Raw genomic sequence first — 23,428 nt, 5'->3', positions numbered from 1 at the left:
TCGTCTTGACCTTAACGACTACTCGGGCAGCCGGAGTTCCAGATCGGCGCGGGCCGCTACACCGTCCCGGGTGACCGAGGCCAGGAGCTGGGCGACGGGGCCGCGCCCGGGGAGCTGGGCCTCGGGATCCACGTCGTGCCAGGGGGCGAGGACGAAGGCCCGCTCGTGGGCGCGCGGGTGAGGGAGGGTCAGCACCGGGTCGTCGGAGACGACATCGGCGTACGCCACGATGTCCACGTCGATCGTGCGGGGCCCCCAGCGCTCGTCCCGCACCCGGTTGAAGGCCTCCTCGACGGCGTGGGCCCGCTCCAGGAGCGAGGACGGCGGGAGGGTGGTCCTGAGCACCACGACGGCGTTGAAGTACGAGGGCTGGCTGCCGGGTTCGACGCCCCAGGGCTCCGTCTCGTAGACGGGGGAGACCGCCTTGACGCGGACGCCCGGGGTGTCCTCCAGGGCGTCGATGGCGCCCTGCAGGGTCTCCAGGCGGTTGCCCAGGTTCGAGCCGAGGGAGATCACCGCGCGCCGCGGGTTGGACAGGGTCGTGTCGGCCGCGTCCACCCGCTCGACCACGGAGGCGGGCACCGGCTGTACGGTCGGGTCGCTCTGACCCTCGGTGAAGGACGCGGTCATACTCGGCTCCGGATGATCGTGACGGTCACGTCGTCGAAGGGGACCGTGATGGGCGCGTCCGGTTTGTGGACGCAGACCTCGACCTCCTGGACGCCGTCGTGCTTGAGACACGTCTGGGCGATGCGCTCGGCCAGCGTCTCGATGAGATCGACCGGCTCGCCCTCGACGACGGCGACGACCTCTTCCGCCACGATGCCGTAGTGCACGGTCTTCGCCAGGTCGTCGTCGGCCGCGGCCGGTCGGGTGTCCAGGCCCAGCGTCAGGTCCACGATGAAGGTCTGGCCCTCCTCGCGCTCCTTCTGGAAGACGCCGTGGTGCCCGCGGGCCTTGAGGCCGCGCAGCGCGACACGATCCACGCGAATCACTCCTGCAATCTCGTCGGTAACGGCCGTCCTGCGCCGAGTGCGGTCGGCGCACCGGCCTCGAACGAATCTACCTGCGGGCACTGACAACGCTCGCCCGTGGGGAGGGGCGCCCCGGTGAGGGCCCGAGGCTTCACCGGGTGTTTCCCCCGGGGAACACGGCGGCTCACGGGTTGATAGCCGCCCCTACCCCGGGCAGGCGATTCCAATCGCCTGTTGGTCCCTGCGGGCCGTATACCCACTCAACCGGCGGTGTCCTCGTCCTCTTCCTCACCGGAGTCGGCCAGTACGGGGGAGCCGTGGTGCGACCAGAGTTTCCAGCCGTCGGAGGTGCGGCGGAACACGTTCGTGGCGACGACGAGCTGGCCGACGAGCGGGCCGAGCTCGTCGCTGTCCTCGGGGGCGGGGCCGCCGCTGAGGATGTTCTCGGTACAGGTGACCAGGGCCGTGTCCCCGGAGACGGACACACGCACGTCGGTGAGGAAGAACTGGATGTACTCCGTGTTCGCCATGATCAGGGCGTACGAGCGGAGCACCTCGCCGCGGCCGTTGAGGACGGGCCAGCCGGGGTGGACGCAGGAGACGACCGCGCCCTCGCCCTCGAAGTCGTCGTCGGACGTGTCCAGCGGGGCCAGCCACAGCGAGGACAGTTCCTCGAAGTCGCCCCGCTCCATCGCCTCGTAGAACGCCGTGTTGGCGAGTTCGACCTGCTCGACGTCGGTACGGGGTGTGCTCACCGGGCTCCCTCTGCCGCCGGACCACCGGCGGCGCGCGATGCCCCGCCGGTCCGGGCACCCTCGACGGCGCGTGCGACCCGTACGGCGTCGGCGGTGGCCCGTACCTCGTGCACGCGGACCGCCCAGGCGCCCTGCTGGGCGGCGATCGCCGAGACGGCTGCGGTGGCGGCGTCGCGCTCGCGCGCGGGGGGCGGGGCGCCCTCGGGGCCGGCCAGGACGCGGCCGAGGAAGCGTTTGCGGGAGGCGGCGACCAGCAGGGGGTGGCCGAGCGAGCGGAGGCGGTCGAGGTGGGCGAGGAGGGCCAGGTCGTGTTCGGGGTTCTTGGAGAAGCCGAGCCCGGGGTCGACGACGACGCGGTCGGGGGCGATGCCGCCCGCCAGAACGGCCTCCACGCGCGCGTGCAGTTCGTCGAGGACTTCGCGGACCACGTCCTCGTACGTCCCCTGGACGTTCCCGCCCGCCAGGAAGCCGCGCCAGTGCATGACCACGAAGGGGGCGCCCGCGGCCGCGACGGCCGGGATCATCGCCGGGTCGGCGAGGCCGCCGCTGACGTCGTTGACGAGGGCGGCGCCCGCGGCGAGGGACCGCTCGGCGACGGAGGCGCGCATGGTGTCCACGGAGACGGTGACGCCTTCGGAGGCGAGGCCGCGGACGACGGGGATGACGCGCTTGAGCTCCTCCGCCTCGTCGACGCGGGTGGCTCCGGGGCGGGTGGACTCGCCGCCCACGTCCACGAGGTCGGCGCCCTCGGCGACCAGGCCGAGGCCGTGCTTGACGGCGGCCGTCGTGTCGAACCAGCGGCCGCCGTCGGAGAAGGAATCGGGGGTGACGTTCACGACCCCCATGACCGCGCAGCGGTCCCACGTCGGCAGTCCCGCGACCCGGCCGCGCCCGCGCTCAATAGTCATACGTCCAGCCTAGGCCTCCCGCGGCGGGCCCCAGTGCCGTCCGCCGGTCCGGGCGGACGGCGGCGGGCGGGCGTGGATTCCTCCAGCCGGGGCCGTCGGCGGGACCCCGCGGCCGCCCGCGGCCCGTTTCCCGTCCCCCGAGCGGATCCGCCGGGCCCGCGGCCCGTGGCTACACGGCCCTGACCTCCCGCTCCGCCACCGTGTGCGCGCAGGGGCGCGGGGCCGGTGCGCGGCGGCGCAGGATGCGGGGCAGGGCGAGGTTCACGAAGCCCTCGGCCTGCATCGCGGCGAGGCCGATGCGGGGGAGGTCGCGGGAGGCGGCGTAGACGACGAAACGCGGCTCCCAGCGCGGGCGGAACTTGGCGTTGAACTTGTACAGCGACTCGATCTGGAACCAGCGGGACAGGAACACCAGCAGTCCGCGCCAGGCACGCAGCACGGGCCCGGCGCCGATCTTCTCGCCGCGGGCGAGCGCCGAGCGGAACATCGCGAAGTTGAGCGAGATCCGTTCGACGCCGAGGCGGGGCGACGCCTGGAGCGCCGCCACGATGAGCAGTTCGTTCATGCCGGGGTCGGCCGAACGGTCGCGGCGCATCAGGTCGAGCGACACACCGTCCGTGCCCCAGGGGACGAAGTGCAGGACGGCCTTCAGATCGCCGTACGGGCCGGGCGGGTCGTCGGTCTTGTGCGCCGTGGCGATCAGGCAGTCCCCGTCGGACGGGTCACCTATGCGGCCGAGCGCCATGGAGAAGCCGCGCTCGGTGTCGGTGCCGCGCCAGTCCTCGGCGGCCCGCCGTATCCGTTCCAGCTCTCCTTCGCCGAGGTCACGGATGCGCCGTACGCGGGTCTCGTAGCCGGCGCGTTCGATGCGTTTGACCATCTGGCGCACGTTCCGCATCGAGCGCCCGCACAGGGAGAAATCCGCGACATCCACCACCGCCTCGTCCCCCAGTTCGAGGGCGTCGAGGCCGGTTTCACGGGTCCACACCTCGCCGCCGGTCTCGGAGCAGCCCATGACGGCGGGGGTCCACGAGTGGGCCCTGGCCTCGTCCATGAAGCGCTCGATCGCGCCGGGCCAGGCCTCGACGTCGCCGATGGGGTCACCGCTGGCGAGCATCACCCCGGAGACGACCCGGTAGGTGACCGCCGCCTTGCCGCTGGGCGAGAAGACGACCGCCTTGTCGCGGCGCAGAGCGAAGTGCCCGAGGGAGTCGCGGCCGCCGTGCCGGTCCAGGAGGACCCGCAGCCTGGCCTCGTCGTCCTCGGTGAGGCGGGCGGCCGGGTGTTCGGGCCGGAAGGCGAGGTAGACGGTGGTGACGGCGGTCAGCCAGCCGAGCGCGCCGAGGGAGAAGGCGACGGTCCAGGAGGTCGGTCCTGCGTAGTCGACGGGGCCCTCGAAGCCGACCAGGCCGTACAGGACGTGGGTAATGCGGTCGGCCAGGCTCGGGTCGCCGATCATGCGGTCCTCGTGGACGCTGACGATGACGAGTCCGAGGACGAGGGAACCGGCGCCCATGAGAACGAAGTTGGCCAGCGCGCGCCAGCGGCTGCGCGGATCGGGCAGCGCGGCGAACTCGTCCCGGTTGCGCAGCAGCGGTGCGAGCAGCGCCGCCGAGATGACCACGCCGATGATCGAGTGGCGGTACGCGAACTGCGCGGCGGCACCCGCCGGGAGCAGCAGGACCGCGGCGCGCCACGCCCGCCGTTTGCGGCGGCGCAGCCCGTGGGCGAGCAGCAGCAGGAGCACGCCGGCGCTCAGCGACAGCGCCGCGGCGAACGGTCCGAACGCGCCGGGCAGCACCTCGGCCAGGGCGTGCATACGGCTGTGACGGAAGCGCGGGAAGACGCCCGCGGCGATGTCCAGGAGACCTACGAGTGTGCAGGCCCTGGCGACCAGGGCGGGGACGACCTCCGGGCTCGGACCGCGGAGTATGCGCCGCGTTCGGCCTGTTCGGTCTGGAACCCCACCCGACAATTCCCCATCTATCCTGACAGACATCGCATCCCGTGGTTCTGCGAGAGACCTTGAATCCGGTGCCATTCCGGCATCCGGCGACATTGCGCCCTCTAGGACGGTGTCTTGGGGAGACAGGTTCACTCCCTTCAGGAAAGCCGGTTCAAAAGGCAAGGAAAGTCCAGGGCAAGGGCTCGCCAATGTGCGGGACGGACCCGGACGGAAAGCGCAGGCGGAGCAACCCATGGGTCTCACGAGCAACAAGGTGCTGGCATTGGTGATCCTGCTCGCCGTGCTGCTGTTCATCGGCACGGTGTGGTGGTGGCCGCGGCTCGCCCGGCGCACCTGGTGGTCCGTCAGCGGCCGTGTGGGGCTGCTGCTGGCCACCCAGGTCATGCTCTTCGCCTCGATCGGACTGTCCGCCAACCAGGCGTTCGGGTTCTACGCGAGCTGGGCGGACCTCCTCGGCAGAGAGAGCGGCGAGGGTGTGGTCGTCGACCACAACGGCGCGGGTGGTCCGAACGGCGGCCCCCTCCAGGTGGTGGACACGCAGCAGGTGGCCGTCTCCGGCGGGGCCCGGCCGCAGACGGGCGGCCAGATCCAGAAGATCGACATCGTCGGCCGTACGACCCGCATCGCCACACCGGCGTACGTCTACCTGCCGCCGGAGTACTTCCAGCGGCAGTACCGCACCCGGACGTTCCCCGCCGTCACCGTGCTGACCGGCTACCCCGGTACCGCCCAGGCGCTCATCAAGGCCCTGCACTTCCCGCAGACGGCGAATCGTCTGGCCAAGAACGGCAGGATCCAGCCGATGATCCTGGTCATGCTGCGGCCGACCGTCGCCCCGCCGAGGGACACCGAGTGCGTGGACATCCCCGGCGGTCCGCAGACCGAGTCCTTCTTCGCCAATGACCTCCCCGAGGCCGTGTCTGCCCACTACAGGGTGGGCCGAACGCCCGGGAGCTGGGGCGTCATCGGCGATTCGACGGGCGGCTACTGCGCGCTGAAGCTCGCCGTCCGTCATCCCGGGGTGTACGCCGCCGGGGCCGGCCTGTCGCCGTACTACAAGGCGCCGATCGACCGTACGACGGGCGATCTCTTCCGCGGAGACAAGGCCTTGCGCAATGGTGCCGACCTGCGCTGGTACCTGAAGAACCGGCCCGCGCCCGACACCTCGCTCCTCGTCACCAGCAGCAGGTCGGGCGAATCCAACTACAAGGCCACGCTGAACTTCATAGACCTGGTGAAGTCCAAGGGGCGTACCAGGATCTCGTCGATCATCCTCGACAGCGGCGGCCACAACTTCAACACGTGGCGGCGGGAGATCCCGGGGACGCTGCAATGGATCAGCGGGCGGCTGAGCGACCGTTGAGACGTGCCGGCCGGGGCCCCAGTGACCGCCGAGACGCTCCGGACCGGTTCTTTCTCCTCATCGCGCCGTCCCGTTCCCGTCTCACGTCGGGCGGCGTCGGGCAGCGCTGTGCCGTTCGGACGAATTCGGTGCCGGACGCGGAGGAATGTCGTCGCCCGGGGAAATATCGTGCCCGAAGATTCCGATTCGGTGAACCGTCCGGAGCCGGTGGAATTGATCGAGAAGCGGGTCCGACCGGGGGGCGTGCCGGGCCTTATGGGACAAGCGGTGTGTCCTGCCGACGCTCGGTACAGGACAAAGGTTCCGGGGTGACTGTGTTTTTACCGTGCGGGGCACCAAGATTCGCCTACGCGCGGTAAGTTTCTGGCCATGCCACGTGGACGCCACCGCCATTCCCCGCCCTTGCACAGGGTGCTGCCTCCTTCGGCGATCGCCGGCGTGTCGCTCGTCTGCGCCGCAGGGCCCTGGCTGTTCACGGAGGCGTTCGCGCTCCGTGTCCTGGCCGCGGGTGCCGCGGTGACGGCGGTCGCCGGTGCGGTCGTCATGCGCCGCTGGGACAGCGCCGCGGGCAAACGTGTCGCCGACCTCACGCGCGCGCGGGCGAGCGACGAGTGGCGTCATGAGGAGCGCGTCGCCGAGCTGGAGACGGACCTCGACGAGTCGCGCGAACTGCGCGTCAAGCTGGAGCAGAAGCTGCGCGCCAAGCGCACCGAGCTGGCCGGCCTGCGCAATGAACACGCGGCGCTGCTGCGGCGGTACGCCACGGCGGAGACCGAGCGCGCGACCGCCCTGGAGGGGCGTCGGCAGCTCGCCATAGAGGCCTCGGTCCCGGTCCGCGCCCTTCCTGCGGCGCGGACGGCCCCCGACGCGGCGGAGACCACGGAGCCGTCCGGCACGCCGGAGTCCCCGGACACGGCGGACGTCGTCGACACGGTGGATTCGCCGGACGTGAACGAGTCGGTCGAGACCTCCGGGGAACCGGACGGATCGGAGACTTCGGAGGACTTCGGGGGCTCCGACGGCTCCGCGGAATCGGGGACGTTCGAGAAGCCGGGGGAGCCCGGGGGCGCGGTGGCCGTGCGCGGGAGCGGGATGGACGCCATCGAGGCCTTCACGGCGCCCGATGACGACACAGCTCCTTTTGACGCGGACGTGGACGCAGATGTGGACGCGGGCGCGGACTCGGAGGCGTCGGCCGAGGTCGAGAACGGGACCGGGACCGGGACCGGGACCGGCGAGTCTCCCGAGGTCTTCTCTCCGGCCGGGTCGTCGCTGTTCCTTCGGGCCGGCGCGGCGCTGAGCCGGATCACGAGCGGTGCCGAGGTCCGTACGATCTCCGGCTCCGTGGCCCTGGCGCTGCCGGACAGGGACCCCGGCGCGGACCCCGGTTCGGTCGATGTCGTTGCGGATGCCGGCCAGGAGGCCGAACCGGCGACGGCCGAGTCCGCGACCGGCGTGCCCGCCCGCGGCGAGTCCGCGCTGGACGCGGCCGTCAAGAGGGACGCGGCGGCGAAGCGGCGCGCGGCGATGCGGAAGGGCGCGGCCGCGGCCAAGGACGCTCTCGTGACCACGGAGGCGGTCGCGGCGAAGGACACGGTCGCGACGAACGACGCGGCCGTGAACGGGGAGGCCCCGACGGGCGCATCGGCCACCGGGACGGGTCCCTCCGCGGACTCCGTCGCGGAAGCGGGTGGGGCGCAGGGGAAGCCCGAGGCGGTCGGCGAGCATCAGCGCGCGGCCGCCGAGGCTCACCCGTCGCAGCCCGCCGCGTCCGCTCGGACCGCTCCGTCCCCTCAGGCCGAGGCGGCACAGCAGGCGCGGGCGTCGCAGCACGCCAAGCCCGCCCAGCGGACCGGGCACTTCACCGTGCCGACGGCGGTGGCCGTCGTCCCGCACACCGCGCCGGTGCGGCCTCCGTCGGCCGAGGGAGGGTTCGACTTCTTCGGTACGCAGACGGAGGAGTCCGACGCCGCCGCGATGGAGGCCGTGCAGAACGAGGACCTGGCCGATGTGGTCGGCCAGGAGGCGCTCGCCCTGCACAAGGCCGAGGCCGAGTCCGGGTTCAAGCCCGCGAGCGAGGATGCCGGCGGTGCCGACCGCCAGGTCATCGACCTGACCGCGCACGACGAGACCGAGCACATCAACATGACGGGGCTGCGGACCGCGGCTTCCTGAGCCGCCCGCCCGCCCGCCGAGCAGGCGTACGGAACACAGTGAGGGCAGTGGCGCCACGCCACTGCCCTCACTCCGTCCCGGTCTCAGGGGCACACCCCGCGCGGCTTCACGCCGGTGTTCGTCCTCAGGCCATCCACCGGTCGGGGCGGGCTTCCCTGCGCCCTGTGCGGGACCGGTCCGCCTGTGCCTGGAGAAGCTCCGTCGCCTCCCCGGCGTCCCGCAGCCGGGCCGTCACGGTCTTCCCGGCGCCGGTGTCGAGGTGGATGTCGGCGAGCCCCTTGAAGCGCTCCCAGGGCCCCTGGGTCAGCCGTACGCTCTGCGCCTTCGCGTGCGGGACCAGGGAGAGCCTGCGCCGCAACAGCCCGTGGCGCGCGGCGAAGACGGTGTCGGTGACGGCGAGTCCGTATCCGCGCCACCAGAACGGCACGCACCAGCGGGCCCGTCGCGGGGGCCGTCCCAGGGACGCGGGGACGGTCACCCCGGGCAGCACCGCGGCGATCACCGCCTCGGCGACCTCGCGCGGGGCGACGGGCACGAGGACCGAGTTCGACGACCCGGCCACGTCCAGCTCGACGCGTACCCATCTGCCGCGCCACAACAGGGGTTCGACGATCCGTACGGTCTGTACGCGTCCGGGCGGGACCGTCTCGTGCGTACGGTCGAGCAGCCCGTGGTCGATACGGAGTCCGTCGGGCGACTCGCCCACCGTCCAGTCGTACTCGGCGACGAACCGTCCCACGCTGCTCGCGCCCGCCGCGCCGAGCAGCGGAAGCGCGGTCGCGAGGACCGTCCACACGCTGTGCGTGGCGAGCCACAGCAGCGTGGGGACGAGGAGCGCGGCGGCCAGCGAGCCCCACGTGGCGCCGGTGAGCGCGAGGGAGGCGGCGAGGACTCCGGGCGGGACGTGCAGCAGCAGCCGGACCGGCGCCTCGCCGACCTCGCCGGCGGACTCGGGCGCGAACCCGGCGGCGCGGGCCAGGAGTTCGGCGCGCAGCCGCCGGGCCTCGCCCTCACCCAGGTAGGCCAACTCGTCCTTCTTGTCCGTCCCGACGACATCGAGCTTGAGCTTGGCGACGCCCGCGACGCGGGCCAGCAGCGGCTGGGTGATGTCGACGGCCTGGAGCCGTTCGAGCCGGATGTGCGCGGTGCGGCGGAACAACAGGCCGGTGCGGATGCGCAGTTCGGTCTCGGTCACCGCGAAATGGGTGAACCACCAGCTGAGGAAGCCGTAGAGGGCGGCGCCCGGGACGATCACGGCGAGTCCGAGGAGCAGCGCGGTCGTGGTGAGCCGGGTGAGCTGCTCCTGCGCCTGGTTGGGGTCGTGGACGGCCCAGCCGGCGAGCACGGCGACCGGCGCCCAGGCGCGCCGGAACGGGGTCACGGGGTGCAACCGCCGTTCGGCCAGAGGCTTTTCACCCCGTACGGAGTCGTCGTCGCCCGGCACGCCCTTCGTGTCGTCGCCCGGCAGCTCCGGCAGCTCCGGCAGCTCCGGGAGCCCCGGCAGGCCCGTCGTGCCGGAGGCACCGCCGGGCGCGGCGGCGGTGTGCCCCGAGGAGTCCGGGGAGGCCGGGGAATCCGTGCTCACAGTCCCGCCGATCGTGCTTCGCCCAGTTCGGTCAGCCGGTCCCGCAGCCGCTCGGCCTCGGCCGGGTCGAGACCCGGGATGCGCGCGTCGGTCGCCGCGGCGGCCGTGTGAAGCTGCACGCCGGCGAGCCCGAAGTGCCGTTCGAGGGGCCCGGAGGTCACCTCGACCAGTTGCATGCGTCCGTACGGCACCACGGTCTCCTCACGCCACAGCACCCCGCGGCTGATGAGCAGGTCGTCCGCGCGTTCGGCGTACCGCCAGGAGCGCCAGTTGCGGCCGAGCATGCGCCAGCCCCAGGCGATCATGGAGAGCGGCAGCAGGGCGAAGGCCGCCCAGCCCGGACCGGCGAACAGGGCGAGTGGCAGTCCGACCGCGATCGTCAGAAGGCCCAGCCACACCACCAGCAACAGTCGTCGCATCCGCAGCAGCCCTGGAGGCAGTCCGGTCCAGACCGGCTCCGGCATCACGCTCTCGTCGGTCGGCGCGCTCCCCGTATCCATGGCGCAAGCGTACGTACGAGAGACTGTGCCCATGACTCCTACGACGGAGACCATGGTCGGCATCGGCGGCGCTGCCGAGAGCACCGACATGGTGCTCAACATCGGCCCCCAGCACCCCTCGACCCATGGCGTGCTGCGACTGCGGCTCGTGCTCGACGGTGAGCGCATCCAGCACGCGGAGCCGGTGATCGGCTACATGCACCGCGGCGCGGAGAAGCTCTTCGAAGCGCGCGACTACCGCCAGATCATCATGCTCGCCAACCGCCACGACTGGCTGTCCGCGTTCTCGAACGAGCTGGGTGTCGTCCTGGCCGTGGAGCGGATGCTCGGCATGGAGGTCCCCCCGCGCGCGGTGTGGACGCGCACGCTCCTCGCGGAGCTCAACCGTGTCCTCAACCACCTGATGTTCCTCGGCTCCTATCCCCTGGAGCTGGGCGGGATCACCCCGATCTTCTACGCTTTCACGGAGCGCGAGGAACTCCAGCACGTCATGGAGGAGATCTCCGGCGGGCGCATGCACTACATGTTCAACCGCGTCGGGGGCCTCAAGGAGGACCTGCCGGCCGGATGGGCCACACGCGCGCGTGCCTGCGTCGCCGCGCTGCGCTCCCGTATGGGCGTCTACGACGAACTGGTGCTCGGCAACGAGATCTTCCGTGGGCGTACCCGCGGGGTGGGCGTCCTCGCACCGGAGGCCGTGCACGCGTACGGGGTGAGCGGGCCCATCGCGCGCGCCTCCGGCGTCGACTTCGACCTGCGCCGCGACGAGCCCTACCTCGCGTACGGCGAGCTCCAGGACACCCTGAGGGTCGTCACGCGCCAGGAGGGCGACTGTCTGGCCCGCTTCGAATGCCTCCTGGAGCAGACGCACGTCTCCCTGGACCTCGCGGACGCCTGCCTCGACCGGCTCGCCGAGCTGCCGCCCGGCCCGATCAACCAGCGCCTGCCGAAGGTCCTGAAGGCGCCCGAGGGGCACACGTACGCGTGGACCGAGAACCCCCTCGGGATCAACGGCTACTACCTCGTCAGCAAGGGCGAGAAGACCCCGTACCGGCTGAAGCTGCGCTCCGCGTCCTTCAACAACATCCAGGCGCTCGCCGAACTGCTGCCGGGGACGCTGGTCGCGGACATGGTGGCGATCCTCGGGTCACTGTTCTTCGTCGTCGGGGACATCGACAAGTAGCGCCTCCGGGATGCCGACGGACTGGAGCAGCCAGCCGAAGCCGCCCAGCCCGCCGGGCGCGGTGAGCTCCGCCGCCGCGCCCGCGCCGGCGAGGGCGCGCACATAGGCCGCCGGGTCGGTCGACGCCAGGGCGAGCGGGGGACGCGCGCCGCTCACGCCCAGCGCGCGCAGTGCCGCTCGCTGGGTCACCACGCGTCCCCCGGGCAGCGTGCACGCGTCGAGCGCCACGTGCGCGGTGATGTCGCACGACCCGTCCGGCACCGGCGGCGTCTCGCGGCCCTCCCGGAATCCGGTGAGCGTTCCGAAGGGCGGCCGTCCGCCCGCGAAGTGCGCGTAGTCGACGGCGACGGCGAGACCCCGGTCGAGCGCGGACACCGCTGAGGCCCAGGCGAGGTCCCGGGGAAGCCCGATCTCGGCACGGGCGCCCTCGGCGGGCGGGGAGGGCTCCTCGGGAGCCGCGCGCGCTCCCTGGAGGTGCGGTGCTTCATGTCGCCGCGGTGCCCCGTGCGGGGGTGTGCGCACCGGCGTCGTACCCGGTGCGGGCGCGTGGTCCGGCGTCGCGCCCGGTGGGGGTGTGCGGTCCGGCGTCGCGCCCGGAGCGGACGTGCGGGAGGCTGCCGCGGCCGGTGGGGGTGCCCGGTCCGGACCGGGGCCGGCCGGCGGCCACCACCAGCTCCGCAGCCACTCCGCCTCCGCTCCGGCGACGGGCTCCCCGAGGCGTTCGGTTCCGTCGCCTCGGACGAGGACCAGACGCGGCACGCCGTCCGCGTCGACCTCGGCGACGTCCACGGGAACGTTGTCCAGCCACTCGTTGGCGAACAGCAGCCCGGTGATCCCCCGCGGGGGCTCGCCGAGCCAGACGATCCGGTCATCGAGGCCGGTGGGGCGCTCCGCGCGCTCGACCGCGTACCCGCGCGTGCGACGGGCCACATCGGCGGGGAGGGCGGCGAGGACGCCGGTCACCAGCTCGCCGCGGCCGGCCGCCATGTCGACGAACGCCAGCGCGTCCGGACGGCCGAGCGCCGCGTCGACCCGGCACAGCAGCCGTGCCACGGCGCCCGCGAACAGCGGGGAGGCGTGCACCGAGGTCCGGAAGTGCCCGGCCGGTCCCTCGGGCCTGCGGTAGAAGCCCGAAGGGCCGTACAGCGCCTCCTCCGTCGCCTCGCGCCACCCACGCCACTCGCCCGCCGCCGCACGTTCCACCGGGCCAGGCTAAGCGTCCCGGAGCGGGAGGCCTCCACCTTGGGGAGTACGAGGGGCCCTCCCGGATCGGTCCTCGGGTTGACCCCTGCACACTGCACGCTTCCCTACTCTGGGTTACGTGCAGCGCCTCTATGACTTTCTCCGCAGGCACCCGACATGGGTCGACAGCTTCTGGGCCGTCGCCCTGCTCGGGATCTCCGGCGTGAGCATCAGCAATGTCAACGGCGCCGCGGACCAGCGAGGGTCGGTCGCCGCGGCGCTCCCGATCGCCGTCATCATGAGCCTGGTCGTCGCGCTGCGCCGCCGTATGCCCGAGAAGATGCTGATCCTGGCCGTGGCGGCAGGCCTCGCACAGCTCGTCCTGGACGTCCCGTCGGCGCCCGAGGACTTCGCGATGCTGGTGATCATCTACACGGTCGCGGCGGACGGCGCCCGCTGGGCCTCCCGGTTCGCGCTGGTCGGCGGGCTGTGCGCGGGCACGCTCTCGCAGATGCGCTGGCCCACGCACGAGACGGGCGGTCTCGGCGGCGTCCTCATAGCGATATTCCAGACCGTCCCGTTCGCGCTCGCCTGGGTCCTCGGCGACTCGATCCGCACCCGCCGCGCCTATCTGGCGCAACTGGAGGAGCGCGCCGCCCGCCTGGAGAAGGAGCGCGAGGCGCAGGCCAAGGTGGCGGTCGCCGCCGAGCGCGCCCGGATCGCGCGCGAGCTGCACGACGTCGTCGCGCACAACGTCTCCGTGATGGTGGTCCAGGCCGACGGCGCCGCGTACGTCATGGACACCGCCCCGGACCAGGCCAGGAAGGCGCTGGAGACCATCTCGGGGACCGGCCGGCAGGCCCTCGCCGAGATGCGCCGGCTGCTCGGCGTCCTGCGCACCGGTGAGCACCAGGAGGTCGGCGAGTACGTGCCGCAGCCCGACGTCGAGCAGCTCGACGACCTCATCGAGCAGTGCCGCACCTCCGGCCTGCCGGTCGACTTCAAGGTGGAGGGCACCGCGCGCCCGCTGCCCAGCGGCGTCGAGCTCACGGCGTACCGCATCGTCCAGGAGGCGCTCACCAACACCCGCAAGCACGGAGGCCCGAACACGGGTGCGAGCGTCCGGCTGGTCTACTTCGACGACGGCCTCGGCCTGCTCGTCGAGGACGACGGCAAGGGCGCGCCCCACGAGCTGTACGAGGAGGGCGGCGCCGACGGGCAGGGCCACGGCCTGATCGGCATGCGGGAGCGCGTCGGCATGGTCGGCGGCACCCTGGACGCGGGGCCGCGGCCGGGTGGAGGCTTCCGCATCAGCGCCCTGCTGCCGCTCAAAGCGGCCCACTGACACCTGTACACAGGAACCGGTGCGCACGCGCCCGTGCACGGGCCCTGTGCACAGGCACCGGCACCCACCCGACCTCGAAAAATGATCCTTACGAAGTGAAAGGCCCCCGATGGCGATCCGCGTGATGCTCGTCGACGACCAGGTGCTGCTGCGCACCGGCTTCCGGATGGTGCTCGCCGCCCAGCCGGACATGGAGGTCGTGGCCGAGGCGGGCGACGGCGTCGAGGCCCTGGAGGTGCTGCGCGCCACCGAGGTGGACGTGGTCCTGATGGACGTGCGCATGCCGAAGCTGGACGGTGTGGAGACCACCCGCCGCATCTGCTCGGACCCGAACCCGCCGAAGGTGCTGATCCTCACCACCTTCGACCTCGACGAGTACGCCTTCTCCGGGCTGAAGGCGGGCGCGTCCGGCTTCATGCTCAAGGACGTGCCCCCGGGTGAACTGCTCGCCGCCATCCGATCCGTGCACAGCGGTGACGCCGTGGTCGCGCCGTCCACCACCCGGCGTCTGCTCGACCGGTTCGCGCCGCTGCTGCCGAACGCCGGCAAGGAGCCGCAGCACAAGGGCCTGGAGCGGCTCACCGAGCGTGAGCGCGAGGTCATGATCCTCGTCGCGCAGGGCCTGTCCAACGGGGAGATCGCGGCCCGCCTCGTCCTCTCGGAGGCCACCGTGAAGACCCACGTCGGACGGATTCTCACCAAGCTGGGGCTGCGCGACCGGGTCCAGGTGGTCGTGCTCGCCTACGAGACGGGAATCGTCCGGGCGGGCGGCCTGGGCTGACGCCCACCGGCGCGCGGTCGACCCCGCGGCCGACCCCGCGGCCGGCCGCACGGGCCGACGGCGGGGCGGGGGCGTGACCGGGATGTGACCGGCGCCCACTAGGGTCTGCGCATGCTCCTGTGGATCAACGGCCCCTTCGGGGGCGGCAAGACACAGACCGCACACGAGATCCAGCGCCGGCTGCCCGGCAGCGTCATCTGCGATCCGGAACACGCCGGCTTCGGCCTGCGCCGCATGCTCCCGCCCGAACTCCGCGGAGACTTCCAGGACTTGGTGTCCTGGCGGCAGGGCGTGGTCGAGGTGCTCGACCACGCGCTCGGCAAGCGGGACGGTGTGGTCATCGCCCCGATGACGGTCACGGACCCGCGGTACTTCGCGGAGACGGTCGGACGGCTGGGTGAACTGGGCCACGACGTACGGCACTTCACACTGCTGGCCGAGCGCGAGACCGTACTGCGCCGACTGCGCGAGCGCGGCTCCGGGCGGCTTCTGCGGCATGTCGCCGGGAAGGACGCCCCGTTGAGGCGTGAGAGCTGGGCCGTACGGCAGCTCGACCACTGCCTGGAGCGGCTGCGCGAGCCGGAGTTCGCCGAGCATCTGTGGACCGACCAGACGACGGTCGCCAGGACCGCCGACCGCATCGCCGTCCTCGCCGGTCTGACGCTCACGCCGAACCGGGACGGTGTCCTGCGCGGACGCCTGCGACGGGCGCGGACGAGCGTGCGCCACATCCGCCTCGACTGAACCGGCCGTACCCCCATTCCGCTTTGACGGGCCCGAGGCGCGGTACAGCTTCGACGGGCCTGAGGTCAGGCACCGCTTCCACCGGGGCCCGAGGCACGGCACAGCTTGGACCGGTCTGAGGCGAGGCACCGCTTCCACCGGGGCCCGAAGCGAGGCACCGCTTCGGCCGGGGCCTGAGGCGCGGCACCGCTTCGGCCGGGTCGGCCGTGCGGGCCGGATGCTCTCCCCGTGGCCTCAGCGCAGGAGCCCCTCCAGGAAGTCGCTGCCCAGCCGGGCCACCACACCGACGTCGAGCTGGTGCAGCACGTACCGGCCGCGGCGCCGCGTGGTGATCAGGCCCGCCTTCTTGAGCACGCCCAGGTGCCGGGATATCTCCGGCGCGGTCATGCCGTGCACCTGCGCCAGTTCACCGGTGGTGTACGCGCTGCGCGCCAGATGGCGGCAGATGCGCATCCGGACCGGGTGGGACAGGGCGCTCATCCGCAGGGTGAGCTGTTCCACGGAGGGCGGGGTGGCGAGCTCGGGGGAGCTGACGGGGTAGTGCAGCACCGGCTGCCACCGGTACCGGTGGAGCACCATCAGGTGCGGGCGGCCGAGGCTGGTGGGGACGAGGAGCAGACCGCCGCCGGCCGTGACCGTGCTCCCCTCGGTGAGCTTGTCCACCGTGATGATCCGTGCCGCCTCGTCCAGGGACAGGGCGGAGGAGACCGAGCCCAGCGCCTCGGCCAGGCCCTTGTGCCGGAGCAGATCCGTCTTGTGGCGGGCCTCCGCGGCGAGCGGGTGGCGCAGCCGGGACCAGGTCTCGGCGAAGAAGGCCTCGTCGCAGTCCTCCAGGAACTGCCGCAGCCAGGCCCGCACGCCGGGCGGGTCCACCAGCAGCCGCTCGGTGAACCGCGTCTGCTGGGGCCCCCGGGAGGCTGCCAGGTCCACGGCGCGCCGCTGCACCTCGGGGTCGGACAGGGCGTGCGGCCCCTCCGTGCCGTAGGCCAGCGCGCAGGTGAACTCCAGCGCCGCGTCCACGAACTGCTCGTCCGTGAGCTTGTCCAGCAGGTCAAGGTCCTCGGCGAGCGTCGCGCCGGGCAGCGAGGGCCCGCCCGGGACGCCCGCGCACGGCAGGAAGAGGTCCGAGAACGTCGTGCGCCACAGGAAGTCCGCCTCGCACATCCGGTCCGCGAGATGCGGGTCGAGCCCTGCCGTCACCCCCGTCACCCAGCCCTGGAGCCCGGGGTGGTGTCCCGGCTCCGCCAGCGCGTGCAGCGCCATCCCCAGCTCGGCCAGCGGCGACGGCACGACGGCGATCCGCTCCGGCCGCAGCCCGCTGATGTCGATGCGCACGCTCATACGCCCATGGTGCACCCCGCCACCGACAACGGGCCGCCGTCGATTGACGGCGGCCGTCAATCGACGCGACAGCCCTGGAGATCAGGCGCAACCTGGGATATCCGGGTCATTTCCTGCGGTCCTTCGGTCCCATCCCTCGTCCCGAGAGGCGATCGGTCATGAGCATCACCCAGCAGTACCTCCTGGACACCTACCGGGCCTCGCAGCACGGGGAGGCGGCACCCCCGGCACCCGGCAGCCACGACTGGGAGACCGCGCGGGAACTGCGCGACTACCGGCAGTTCCGGGCCGTCGTGGCCGGGCACCCGGCGCACGGCCGGATACGCGGCGCCCTGAGCCGGTGGCTGCACGGACAGCACCGGCACGCGGCCGGCTGAGACCGGAGTCCGGCCTGCCCCAGGCGGCCGGCTGAGACCGGTGTCCGGCCCGTACCCGGCCCCAGGCGGCCGCCTGAGACCGGTACCCGGCCCGACGGGACCGCGCCCACGCCGGCCGGGCGGGCGCGTGATCCCCTGCTACTCGGAGCCCCGGTCCGGCAGCCGCTCCACGAACGTCCGCACCGCCGCCTTCACGTCGGCCGCCGTCCACTCCAGACCCGGCCCCGCCACGGTCACCTCGGTGTACGCGAGTCCGGGGCCACCCCGGTTCCAGCCCTGGGCGAAGAGGCCCGTCCCCGTCTCCTCGGTATGCCTCAGCGCCACGTCACCGAGCACGTCCGGTTCGTACGGGAGCCAGACCTGGAACTGGTGGGTGTGCGGCTCCTCGGGGTGGACACGGACCCACGGGACCCCGGCCTCCGTGAAGCCCTCGCGCAGCGCACCGGCCACCACGCGCGCGTGGGCGACGTAGTCCGGCAGCCGGGGCAGCTCCCGCTCCAGGCCGATCAGCGCGGACAGGACGGTCGGGAACTGCTGGATGATCATGCCGCCGTACCGGTGCCGCCAGGTCTTCGCCTCGTCCACGAGCGTCTTCGGCCCCCCGACCGCGGCACCCCCGAAACCGCCCAGCGACTTGTAGAACGAGACGTACACACTGTCCGCGAGGCCCGCGATCTCCTTCAGGGGGCGTCCGAAATGCGGGGTGCACTCCCACAGCCGGGCCCCGTCGAAGTGGACCACCGCGTCGCGCTCGCGGGCGGCCTCCACGACCTCGGTGAGCTCCTCCCAGGTGGGCAGGACGAAACCGGCGTCCCTGAGGGGAAGCTCCAGCAGCAGCGCTCCGAAGGGCTCGGGGAAGTCCCGTACCTCCTCGGCGGTCGGCATCCGGGGCTCGTTCGTCAGACGGACCGGGCGCAAGCCGCTGACCTGGCTGAACGCCTGCCGTTCGTGGACTTCGGGGTGACTGAGGGCGTGCAGCGCCACGGTCGCGTCGCCGGTCCGGCCCGCCCAGCAGCGCAGGACGATCTGCTGGGCCATCGTCCCGGTCGGGAAGAAGACCGCCGCCTCCGTGCCGAGCAGTTCGGCGACCCGCTCCTCCAGGGTCTCGACGAGGCCGTCGCCGTACATGTCGACCCGCCCGTCGAGGTCGCACACCTCACCGGCGGCCTCGCTCAGCCAGGCCAGGCGCTCACCGAGCGTCTGCTGGTAACCGGGCCGCCACAGCACCCGCCCGGCGCTCTTCCAGGCGGCCACGCGCCGCTCGAACCGCTCCTCGGGAGACAGCGCCGCCGTCTCGTTCCCCGCCCGCCCCGCGGGCTCCGTACCGCTCACTGCCGCCGTATCGCTCATCCCAGGATGATGTCCCGAGCCCGCCCGGCAGGCCACCCCGATTCCCGCACCCCGGTGACCTGCGGAAATCCCGGCCACGGGGTCTACGCGCGACCCGCCCCCGCGGCCTGCGGAAACCCACAGGCTGTGGACGGCCGGGCTGCCCCGGAACCAATCGCGTTAACATGACGAGAAATCGTCCGGTACCCCGAGCGGACTGGAACGGAAGGCCGCCGTCGAGTGAGTACATTTCCCCAGCCAGAGCCGAAGGACCGCCCAGCGCGGCTGACCGTCGGCGTCGTCGGCGCCGGCCGTGTCGGACCCGCGCTCGCCGCCGCGCTCCAGCTCGCCGGGCATCGCCCGGTGGCCGTCTCGGGCGTCTCCGACGCCTCCAGGAGGCGTGCCGCGCAGCTACTGCCCGACGTGCCGCTGATGTCCCCGGCGCAGGTCCTGGAGCGGGCCGAACTGGTGCTGCTGACCGTTCCCGACGACGCCCTCCCCGGGCTCGTCGAGGGGCTCGCCGAGACGGGCGCCGTCCGGCCCGGCCAGTTGCTGGTCCACACCTCCGGGCGGTACGGCACACGGGTGCTCGACCCGGCGCTCAGGGCGGGCGCGCTGCCGCTCGCCCTGCATCCCGCGATGACGTTCACCGGCACCCCCGTGGACGTCCAGCGGCTCGCCGGATGCTCCTTCGGGGTCACCGCGCCCGAGCCACTGAGGCTCGCCGCGGAGGCCCTGGTGATCGAGATGGGCGGCGAGCCCGAGTGGATCGCCGAGGAGTCCCGGCCGCTCTACCACGCGGCCCTCGCGCTCGGCGCCAACCACCTGGTGACCCTGGTCGCCGAGTCGATGGAGCTGCTGCGCACCGCGGGTGTGGAGGCCCCCGACCGGATGCTGGGCCCGCTGCTCGGGGCCGCCCTGGACAACGCCCTCAGATCGGGCGACGCGGCCCTGACCGGACCCGTCGCGCGAGGCGACGCGGGCACGGTCGCCGCGCACGTCGCCGAGCTGCGCCGGCACGCCCCGGGGACCGTCGCCGGCTATCTGGCGATGGCCCGCGCGACCGCCGACCGCGCGCTCGCCCACGGACTGCTCAAGCCGGAACTCGCCGAGGACCTCCTGGGGGTACTCGCCGACGGGTCGGACGGGACCCAGGGGACCGAGGGAGACGCCCGATGACCACTGTCCTGCTGCGCACCGCCGGCGAACTGCACGCGCGTGCCCGCGCGGGCCGCCGGGCCGTCGTGATGACCATGGGCGCCCTCCACGAGGGCCATGCCACCTTGATCCGCACCGCCCGCGAGATCGCGGGAGACGCGGGCGAGGTGGTCGTCACCGTCTTCGTGAACCCCCTGCAGTTCGGTCGGGGCGAGGATCTCGACCGCTACCCGCGCACCCTCGACGCCGACCTGAAGATCGCCGAACAGGCGGGCGCGGACGTCGTGTTCGCCCCCGCCGTCGACGAGGTCTACCCCGGCGGCGAGCCCCAGGTCCGGATCTCCGCGGGACCGATGGGCGAGCGCCTGGAGGGCTCCGTACGGCCGGGGCACTTCGACGGCATGCTCACCGTCGTCGCCAAACTGCTGCACCTCACCCGGCCCGACGTGGCGCTGTTCGGCCAGAAGGACGCCCAGCAGCTGGCCCTGATCCGGCGCATGGCACGCGACCTGAACTTCGGCGTGGAGATCGCCGGTGTCCCCACCGTGCGCGAGGAGGACGGGCTCGCCCTCTCCAGCCGCAACCGCTACCTCTCGGCAGCGGAGCGGCGCACCGCGCTCGCCCTCTCGCAGGCCCTGTTCGCGGGCCGCGACCGGCACGCCGCGCAGGAGGCGCTGCGCGCGAGGGCCCTGGAGGTGCCCGCCACGCGCGCGCGTGCCGAGGCACTCAGCGCCCTGGGCGAGTCCCGGGCCGCAGCCGACGCGCACGCCGTCGCCAAGGCCGTCCCCGGCTGGCCGGGCGGGGTCCGCTCGGCGGCCCGGCTGGTCCTGGACGAGGCGGCCCGCATGAAGCCGCCGCTGGTCCTGGACTATCTCGCCCTCGTCGACCCCTCCGATTTCACGGAGGTACCGGACGACTTCACCGGCGAGGCGGTCCTCGCCGTCGCCGCCCGGGTCGGGACGACCCGGCTGATCGACAACATCCCCCTCACCTTCGGAGCCGCCTCGTGACCGGCAAAGGCACAGGTTCAGACACCGCCACTGGCACCGGCATACGCCTGCACGCGCCCGCCCCCGGCTGGGCCCTCACCGCGGACGTCGTGATCGTCGGATCCGGCGTCGCCGGCCTCACCGCGGCCCTGCGCTGCGAGGCCGCGGGACTGCGGACCGTCGTCGTCACCAAGGCACGGCTGGACGACGGCTCCACGCGCTGGGCGCAGGGCGGCGTCGCCGCCGCGCTCGGTGACGGCGACACCCCAGAGCAGCACCTCGACGACACCCTGGTCGCGGGCGTCGGCCTGTGCGACGAGGAGGCCGTGCGCATCCTCGTCACGGAGGGCCCCGACGCCGTCCGCCGGCTCATCGAGACGGGCGCGCACTTCGACGAGTCCTCCGAGGGCGGACTCGAACTCACCCGAGAGGGCGGCCACCACCGCCGCCGCATCGCGCACGCCGGCGGCGACGCGACCGGAGCCGAGATCTCCCGGGCCCTCGTCGAGGCGGTACGGGCGCGCGGTCTGCGCACGGTCGAGAACGCGCTCGTCCTCGACCTCCTCACGGACGCCGACGGCCGCACCGCGGGCGTCACCCTGCACGTCATGGGAGAGGGCCAGCACGACGGGGTCGGCGCCGTCCACGCCCCCGCCGTGGTCCTCGCCACCGGCGGCATGGGACAGGTCTACTCCGCGACCACCAACCCCTCCGTCTCCACGGGCGACGGCGTGGCCCTCGCCCTGCGCGCGGGCGCCGAGGTCTCCGACCTCGAATTCGTGCAGTTCCACCCGACCGTGCTGTTCCTCGGACCGGACGCGGAGGGCCAGCAGCCGCTGGTCTCCGAGGCGGTACGCGGCGAGGGCGCCCATCTGGTCGACGGTGACGGCGTGCGCTTCATGGTCGGCCAGCACGAGCTGGCCGAACTGGCGCCCCGGGACATCGTCGCCAAGGGCATCACGCGCCGCATGCAGGAGCAGGACGCCGAGCACATGTTCCTCGACGCCCGGCACTTCGGCGCCGACATGTGGGAGCACCGCTTCCCGACGATCCTGGCCGCCTGCCGCGCCAACGGCATCGACCCGGTGACCGAGCCCGTCCCGGTCGCCCCGGCCGCCCACTACGCCTCCGGAGGCGTACGGACGGACGCGCGGGGCCGCACCACGGTCCCCGGCCTGTACGCGTGCGGCGAGGTCGCCTGCACGGGTGTCCACGGCGCCAACCGGCTCGCCTCCAACTCGCTGCTGGAGGGCCTGGTCTACGCCGAGCGCATCGCCGACGACATCGTGGCGAGCCACGCCGGGGACGGTCTGCACGCGCGCGTGCCGGTACCCGTCCCGCACCCCGAGAAGCCCGCGCACCCGCTCCTCGCCCCCGAGAACCGCTTCGCGATCCAGCGGATCATGACCGCGGGCGCCGGTGTGCTGCGCTCCGCCCAGTCCCTGGAGACCGCGGCCGACCAGCTCCAGCGGCTGCACACCGACGCCCGTGACGCCCTCGACGAGAACGGCAAGACCTCCGAGCCCGGCGTCGACACCTGGGAGGCCACCAACCTGCTGTGCGTGGCCCGCGTCCTGGTCGCCGCCGCCCTCCTGCGCGACGAGACCCGGGGCTGCCACTGGCGCGAGGACCACTCCGACCGGGACGACGCCCAGTGGCGCCGGCACATCGTCGTACGGCTGAATCCCGACCGGACGCTCGCCGTTCACACCACCGATACCGCAGACTTCCCCCCGACATCCCGGCAGCCCCACGCGGCGCCACAGTCCCGTCCCCAGGAGCAGTGACCGAAGTGAGCACCCACGACCTTCCCCTCGCCCAGAGCGGCGGCTGCGGCGACGGCTGCGGCTGCGGCGCCGAAACGGACGAGGCGTACATGGAGTGCGGCCTCGATCCCGCTCTGGCCCAGCTCCTCGCCGACGCCGGTCTCGACCCCCTGGAGATCGAGGACATCGCGAACGTGGCGATCCAGGAGGACCTCGACAACGGCGTGGACGTGACGACGGTCGCGACCATCCCCGAGGACGCCGTCTCCACCGGCGACTTCACCGCCCGGGACGCGGGCGTCGTCGCGGGTCTGCGGGTCGCCGAGGCCGTCATCTCCGTGATCTGCACCGACGAGTTCGAGGTGGAGCGGCACGTCGAGGACGGCGACCGCGTCGAGGCCGGCCAGAAGCTGCTGACCGTCACCACGCGCACCCGCGACCTGCTGACGGCCGAACGCAGCGCCCTCAACCTGCTGTGCCGCCTCTCCGGTATCGCGACCGCCACGCGCGCGTGGGCGGACGCCCTGGAGGGCACCAAGACCCGGGTGCGGGACACCCGCAAGACGACGCCGGGCCTGCGCTCCCTGGAGAAGTTCGCGGTGCGCTGCGGCGGCGGGGTCAACCACCGCATGTCGCTCTCGGACGCCGCGCTGGTCAAGGACAACCACGTGGTCGCCGCCGGCGGTGTGGCACAGGCCTTCAAGGCCGTACGGGAGATGTTCCCGGAGGTCCCGGTCGAGGTCGAGGTCGACACCCTGCACCAGCTGCGCGACGTCGTGGGCGCGGGCGCCGACCTCATCCTTCTGGACAACTTCACGCCCGCGGAGTGCCAGGAGGCGGTGGCCGTCGTCGAGGGCCGGGCCCTCCTGGAGGCGTCCGGCCGGCTCACCCTCGCCGACGCCGCCGCGTACGCGTCGACCGGCGTCGACTTCCTGGCCGTCGGCGCGCTGACGCACTCCTCCCCGATCCTCGACATCGGTCTCGACCTGCGAGCGGCGGAGTAACCG

General features: G+C 72.9%; 21 protein-coding genes. 11 read left to right on the top strand and 10 right to left on the bottom strand.

Translation table 11 applies throughout. From position 1 onward, the window contains the following. Positions 1 to 18: 18 nt before the first annotated feature. The 5 genes from folK to OHT01_RS18385 form a co-directional block, all read right to left on the bottom strand. Positions 19 to 630 (bottom strand): 2-amino-4-hydroxy-6-hydroxymethyldihydropteridine diphosphokinase, encoded by a 612-nt coding sequence (folK, locus tag OHT01_RS18405; protein WP_328554229.1) that lies wholly within the window; start codon positions 628 to 630, stop codon positions 19 to 21. After that, positions 627 to 986: a dihydroneopterin aldolase gene (gene folB, locus OHT01_RS18400; RefSeq protein WP_037625942.1), complete on the bottom strand. Its 360-nt coding sequence runs from the start codon at positions 984 to 986 to the stop codon at positions 627 to 629. The genes folK and folB overlap by 4 nt, the downstream gene beginning before the upstream one ends. Before the next feature lie 248 nt (positions 987 to 1,234). Next, positions 1,235 to 1,729, bottom strand: a complete 495-nt coding sequence (locus OHT01_RS18395) for a nuclear transport factor 2 family protein (RefSeq protein WP_328554228.1) — start codon at positions 1,727 to 1,729, stop codon at positions 1,235 to 1,237. Further along, on the bottom strand, positions 1,726 to 2,637 hold the full coding sequence (gene folP, locus OHT01_RS18390; RefSeq protein WP_328554227.1) for a dihydropteroate synthase: 912 nt from the start codon (positions 2,635 to 2,637) through the stop codon (positions 1,726 to 1,728). The genes OHT01_RS18395 and folP overlap by 4 nt, the downstream gene beginning before the upstream one ends. A 169-nt stretch (positions 2,638 to 2,806) precedes the next feature. Continuing rightward, on the bottom strand, positions 2,807 to 4,636 hold the full coding sequence (locus OHT01_RS18385; RefSeq protein ID WP_443043410.1) for a phosphatidylglycerol lysyltransferase domain-containing protein: 1,830 nt from the start codon (positions 4,634 to 4,636) through the stop codon (positions 2,807 to 2,809). 199 nt (positions 4,637 to 4,835) lie between these two features. Here OHT01_RS18385 and OHT01_RS18380 point away from each other — a divergent pair, with 199 nt between their 5' ends. After that, the gene (locus OHT01_RS18380) at positions 4,836 to 5,966 is read left to right on the top strand and encodes an alpha/beta hydrolase (RefSeq protein ID WP_328554225.1); all 1,131 of its coding nucleotides are present in this window, start codon (positions 4,836 to 4,838) and stop codon (positions 5,964 to 5,966) included. A 369-nt stretch (positions 5,967 to 6,335) separates the two neighbouring features. After that, positions 6,336 to 8,141: a hypothetical protein gene (locus OHT01_RS18375; RefSeq protein ID WP_328554224.1), complete on the top strand. Its 1,806-nt coding sequence runs from the start codon at positions 6,336 to 6,338 to the stop codon at positions 8,139 to 8,141. Between the two features lie 124 nt (positions 8,142 to 8,265). On the opposite strand, the gene OHT01_RS18370 is transcribed toward OHT01_RS18375, so the two are convergent. Both OHT01_RS18370 and OHT01_RS18365 read right to left on the bottom strand, forming a co-directional pair. Then, complete coding sequence (locus tag OHT01_RS18370) at positions 8,266 to 9,585, bottom strand: PH domain-containing protein (protein ID WP_328558163.1); 1,320 nt, start codon at positions 9,583 to 9,585, stop codon at positions 8,266 to 8,268. A gap of 137 nt (positions 9,586 to 9,722) precedes the next feature. Then, positions 9,723 to 10,226, bottom strand: coding sequence for a PH domain-containing protein (locus tag OHT01_RS18365; RefSeq protein ID WP_328554223.1), 504 nt, complete (start codon positions 10,224 to 10,226; stop codon positions 9,723 to 9,725). A gap of 31 nt (positions 10,227 to 10,257) precedes the next feature. On the opposite strand from OHT01_RS18365, the gene OHT01_RS18360 reads away from it, so the two are divergent. After that, entirely contained in the window at positions 10,258 to 11,409 is a 1,152-nt protein-coding gene (locus OHT01_RS18360) for an NADH-quinone oxidoreductase subunit D (RefSeq protein WP_328554222.1), read from the top strand. Here the strand turns inward: OHT01_RS18360 and OHT01_RS18355 are convergent. Next, positions 11,374 to 12,612: an SAM-dependent methyltransferase gene (locus OHT01_RS18355; RefSeq protein ID WP_328554221.1), complete on the bottom strand. Its 1,239-nt coding sequence runs from the start codon at positions 12,610 to 12,612 to the stop codon at positions 11,374 to 11,376. The genes OHT01_RS18360 and OHT01_RS18355 overlap by 36 nt on opposite strands. A 118-nt stretch (positions 12,613 to 12,730) precedes the next feature. Between OHT01_RS18355 and OHT01_RS18350 the strand changes: the two genes are divergently transcribed. The 3 genes from OHT01_RS18350 (at position 12,731) to OHT01_RS18340 (ending at position 15,461) form a co-directional block, all read left to right on the top strand. After that, positions 12,731 to 13,936, top strand: a complete 1,206-nt coding sequence (locus OHT01_RS18350) for a sensor histidine kinase (protein ID WP_328554220.1) — start codon at positions 12,731 to 12,733, stop codon at positions 13,934 to 13,936. 109 nt (positions 13,937 to 14,045) lie between these two features. Continuing rightward, entirely contained in the window at positions 14,046 to 14,717 is a 672-nt protein-coding gene (locus tag OHT01_RS18345) for a response regulator transcription factor (protein ID WP_328554219.1), read from the top strand. Between the two features lie 111 nt (positions 14,718 to 14,828). Then, positions 14,829 to 15,461, top strand: a complete 633-nt coding sequence (locus OHT01_RS18340; RefSeq protein WP_328554218.1) for an AAA family ATPase — start codon at positions 14,829 to 14,831, stop codon at positions 15,459 to 15,461. 234 nt (positions 15,462 to 15,695) lie between these two features. Here the strand turns inward: OHT01_RS18340 and OHT01_RS18335 are convergent, their stop codons facing one another. Further along, a complete protein-coding gene (locus OHT01_RS18335) occupies positions 15,696 to 16,802 on the bottom strand; it encodes a DUF5937 family protein (RefSeq protein WP_328554217.1) in 1,107 nt (368 codons plus the stop codon). A gap of 158 nt (positions 16,803 to 16,960) precedes the next feature. Here OHT01_RS18335 and OHT01_RS18330 point away from each other — a divergent pair, with 158 nt between their 5' ends. After that, a complete protein-coding gene (locus OHT01_RS18330) occupies positions 16,961 to 17,179 on the top strand; it encodes a hypothetical protein (RefSeq protein WP_328554216.1) in 219 nt (72 codons plus the stop codon). Between the two features lie 138 nt (positions 17,180 to 17,317). Here the strand turns inward: OHT01_RS18330 and OHT01_RS18325 are convergent, their stop codons facing one another. Further along, on the bottom strand, positions 17,318 to 18,529 hold the full coding sequence (locus OHT01_RS18325; protein ID WP_328554215.1) for a threonine aldolase family protein: 1,212 nt from the start codon (positions 18,527 to 18,529) through the stop codon (positions 17,318 to 17,320). Between the two features lie 219 nt (positions 18,530 to 18,748). Here OHT01_RS18325 and OHT01_RS18320 point away from each other — a divergent pair, with 219 nt between their 5' ends. The 4 genes from OHT01_RS18320 to nadC are packed head-to-tail and all read left to right on the top strand — an operon-like array spanning position 18,749 to position 23,425. Next, the gene (locus OHT01_RS18320) at positions 18,749 to 19,687 is read left to right on the top strand and encodes a Rossmann-like and DUF2520 domain-containing protein (protein ID WP_328554214.1); all 939 of its coding nucleotides are present in this window, start codon (positions 18,749 to 18,751) and stop codon (positions 19,685 to 19,687) included. Then, on the top strand, positions 19,684 to 20,676 hold the full coding sequence (gene panC / locus OHT01_RS18315; protein ID WP_328554213.1) for a pantoate--beta-alanine ligase: 993 nt from the start codon (positions 19,684 to 19,686) through the stop codon (positions 20,674 to 20,676). Before OHT01_RS18320 ends, panC begins: the two co-directional genes overlap by 4 nt. Further along, positions 20,673 to 22,442, top strand: coding sequence for an L-aspartate oxidase (locus tag OHT01_RS18310; RefSeq protein ID WP_328554212.1), 1,770 nt, complete (start codon positions 20,673 to 20,675; stop codon positions 22,440 to 22,442). The genes panC and OHT01_RS18310 overlap by 4 nt, the downstream gene beginning before the upstream one ends. A 5-nt stretch (positions 22,443 to 22,447) precedes the next feature. Continuing rightward, on the top strand, positions 22,448 to 23,425 hold the full coding sequence (gene nadC / locus OHT01_RS18305; protein WP_328554211.1) for a carboxylating nicotinate-nucleotide diphosphorylase: 978 nt from the start codon (positions 22,448 to 22,450) through the stop codon (positions 23,423 to 23,425). Positions 23,426 to 23,428 lie beyond the last annotated feature (3 nt).

Source organism: Streptomyces sp. NBC_00358 (assembly GCF_036099295.1).
Classification (GTDB): domain Bacteria; phylum Actinomycetota; class Actinomycetes; order Streptomycetales; family Streptomycetaceae; genus Streptomyces.
This window is presented reverse-complemented; position numbering and strand designations above follow the sequence as displayed.

Excerpts from the sequence above, each read along its gene's own strand:
- OHT01_RS18325 (WP_328554215.1), bottom strand. The coding sequence starts at position 18,529 with ATGAGCGATACGGCGGCAGTGAGCGGTACGGAGCCCGCGGGGCGGGCG.
- panC (WP_328554213.1), top strand. The coding sequence starts at position 19,684 with ATGACCACTGTCCTGCTGCGCACCGCCGGCGAACTGCACGCGCGTGCC.
- OHT01_RS18330 (WP_328554216.1), top strand. The coding sequence starts at position 16,961 with ATGAGCATCACCCAGCAGTACCTCCTGGACACCTACCGGGCCTCGCAG.
- OHT01_RS18385 (WP_443043410.1), bottom strand. The coding sequence starts at position 4,636 with ATGTCTGTCAGGATAGATGGGGAATTGTCGGGTGGGGTTCCAGACCGA.
- OHT01_RS18345 (WP_328554219.1), top strand. The coding sequence starts at position 14,046 with ATGGCGATCCGCGTGATGCTCGTCGACGACCAGGTGCTGCTGCGCACC.
- OHT01_RS18375 (WP_328554224.1), top strand. The coding sequence starts at position 6,336 with ATGCCACGTGGACGCCACCGCCATTCCCCGCCCTTGCACAGGGTGCTG.
- OHT01_RS18340 (WP_328554218.1), top strand. The coding sequence starts at position 14,829 with ATGCTCCTGTGGATCAACGGCCCCTTCGGGGGCGGCAAGACACAGACC.
- OHT01_RS18360 (WP_328554222.1), top strand. The coding sequence starts at position 10,258 with ATGACTCCTACGACGGAGACCATGGTCGGCATCGGCGGCGCTGCCGAG.
- folK (WP_328554229.1), bottom strand. The coding sequence starts at position 630 with ATGACCGCGTCCTTCACCGAGGGTCAGAGCGACCCGACCGTACAGCCG.
- OHT01_RS18365 (WP_328554223.1), bottom strand. The coding sequence starts at position 10,226 with ATGGATACGGGGAGCGCGCCGACCGACGAGAGCGTGATGCCGGAGCCG.
- OHT01_RS18335 (WP_328554217.1), bottom strand. The coding sequence starts at position 16,802 with ATGAGCGTGCGCATCGACATCAGCGGGCTGCGGCCGGAGCGGATCGCC.
- folP (WP_328554227.1), bottom strand. The coding sequence starts at position 2,637 with ATGACTATTGAGCGCGGGCGCGGCCGGGTCGCGGGACTGCCGACGTGG.
- OHT01_RS18380 (WP_328554225.1), top strand. The coding sequence starts at position 4,836 with ATGGGTCTCACGAGCAACAAGGTGCTGGCATTGGTGATCCTGCTCGCC.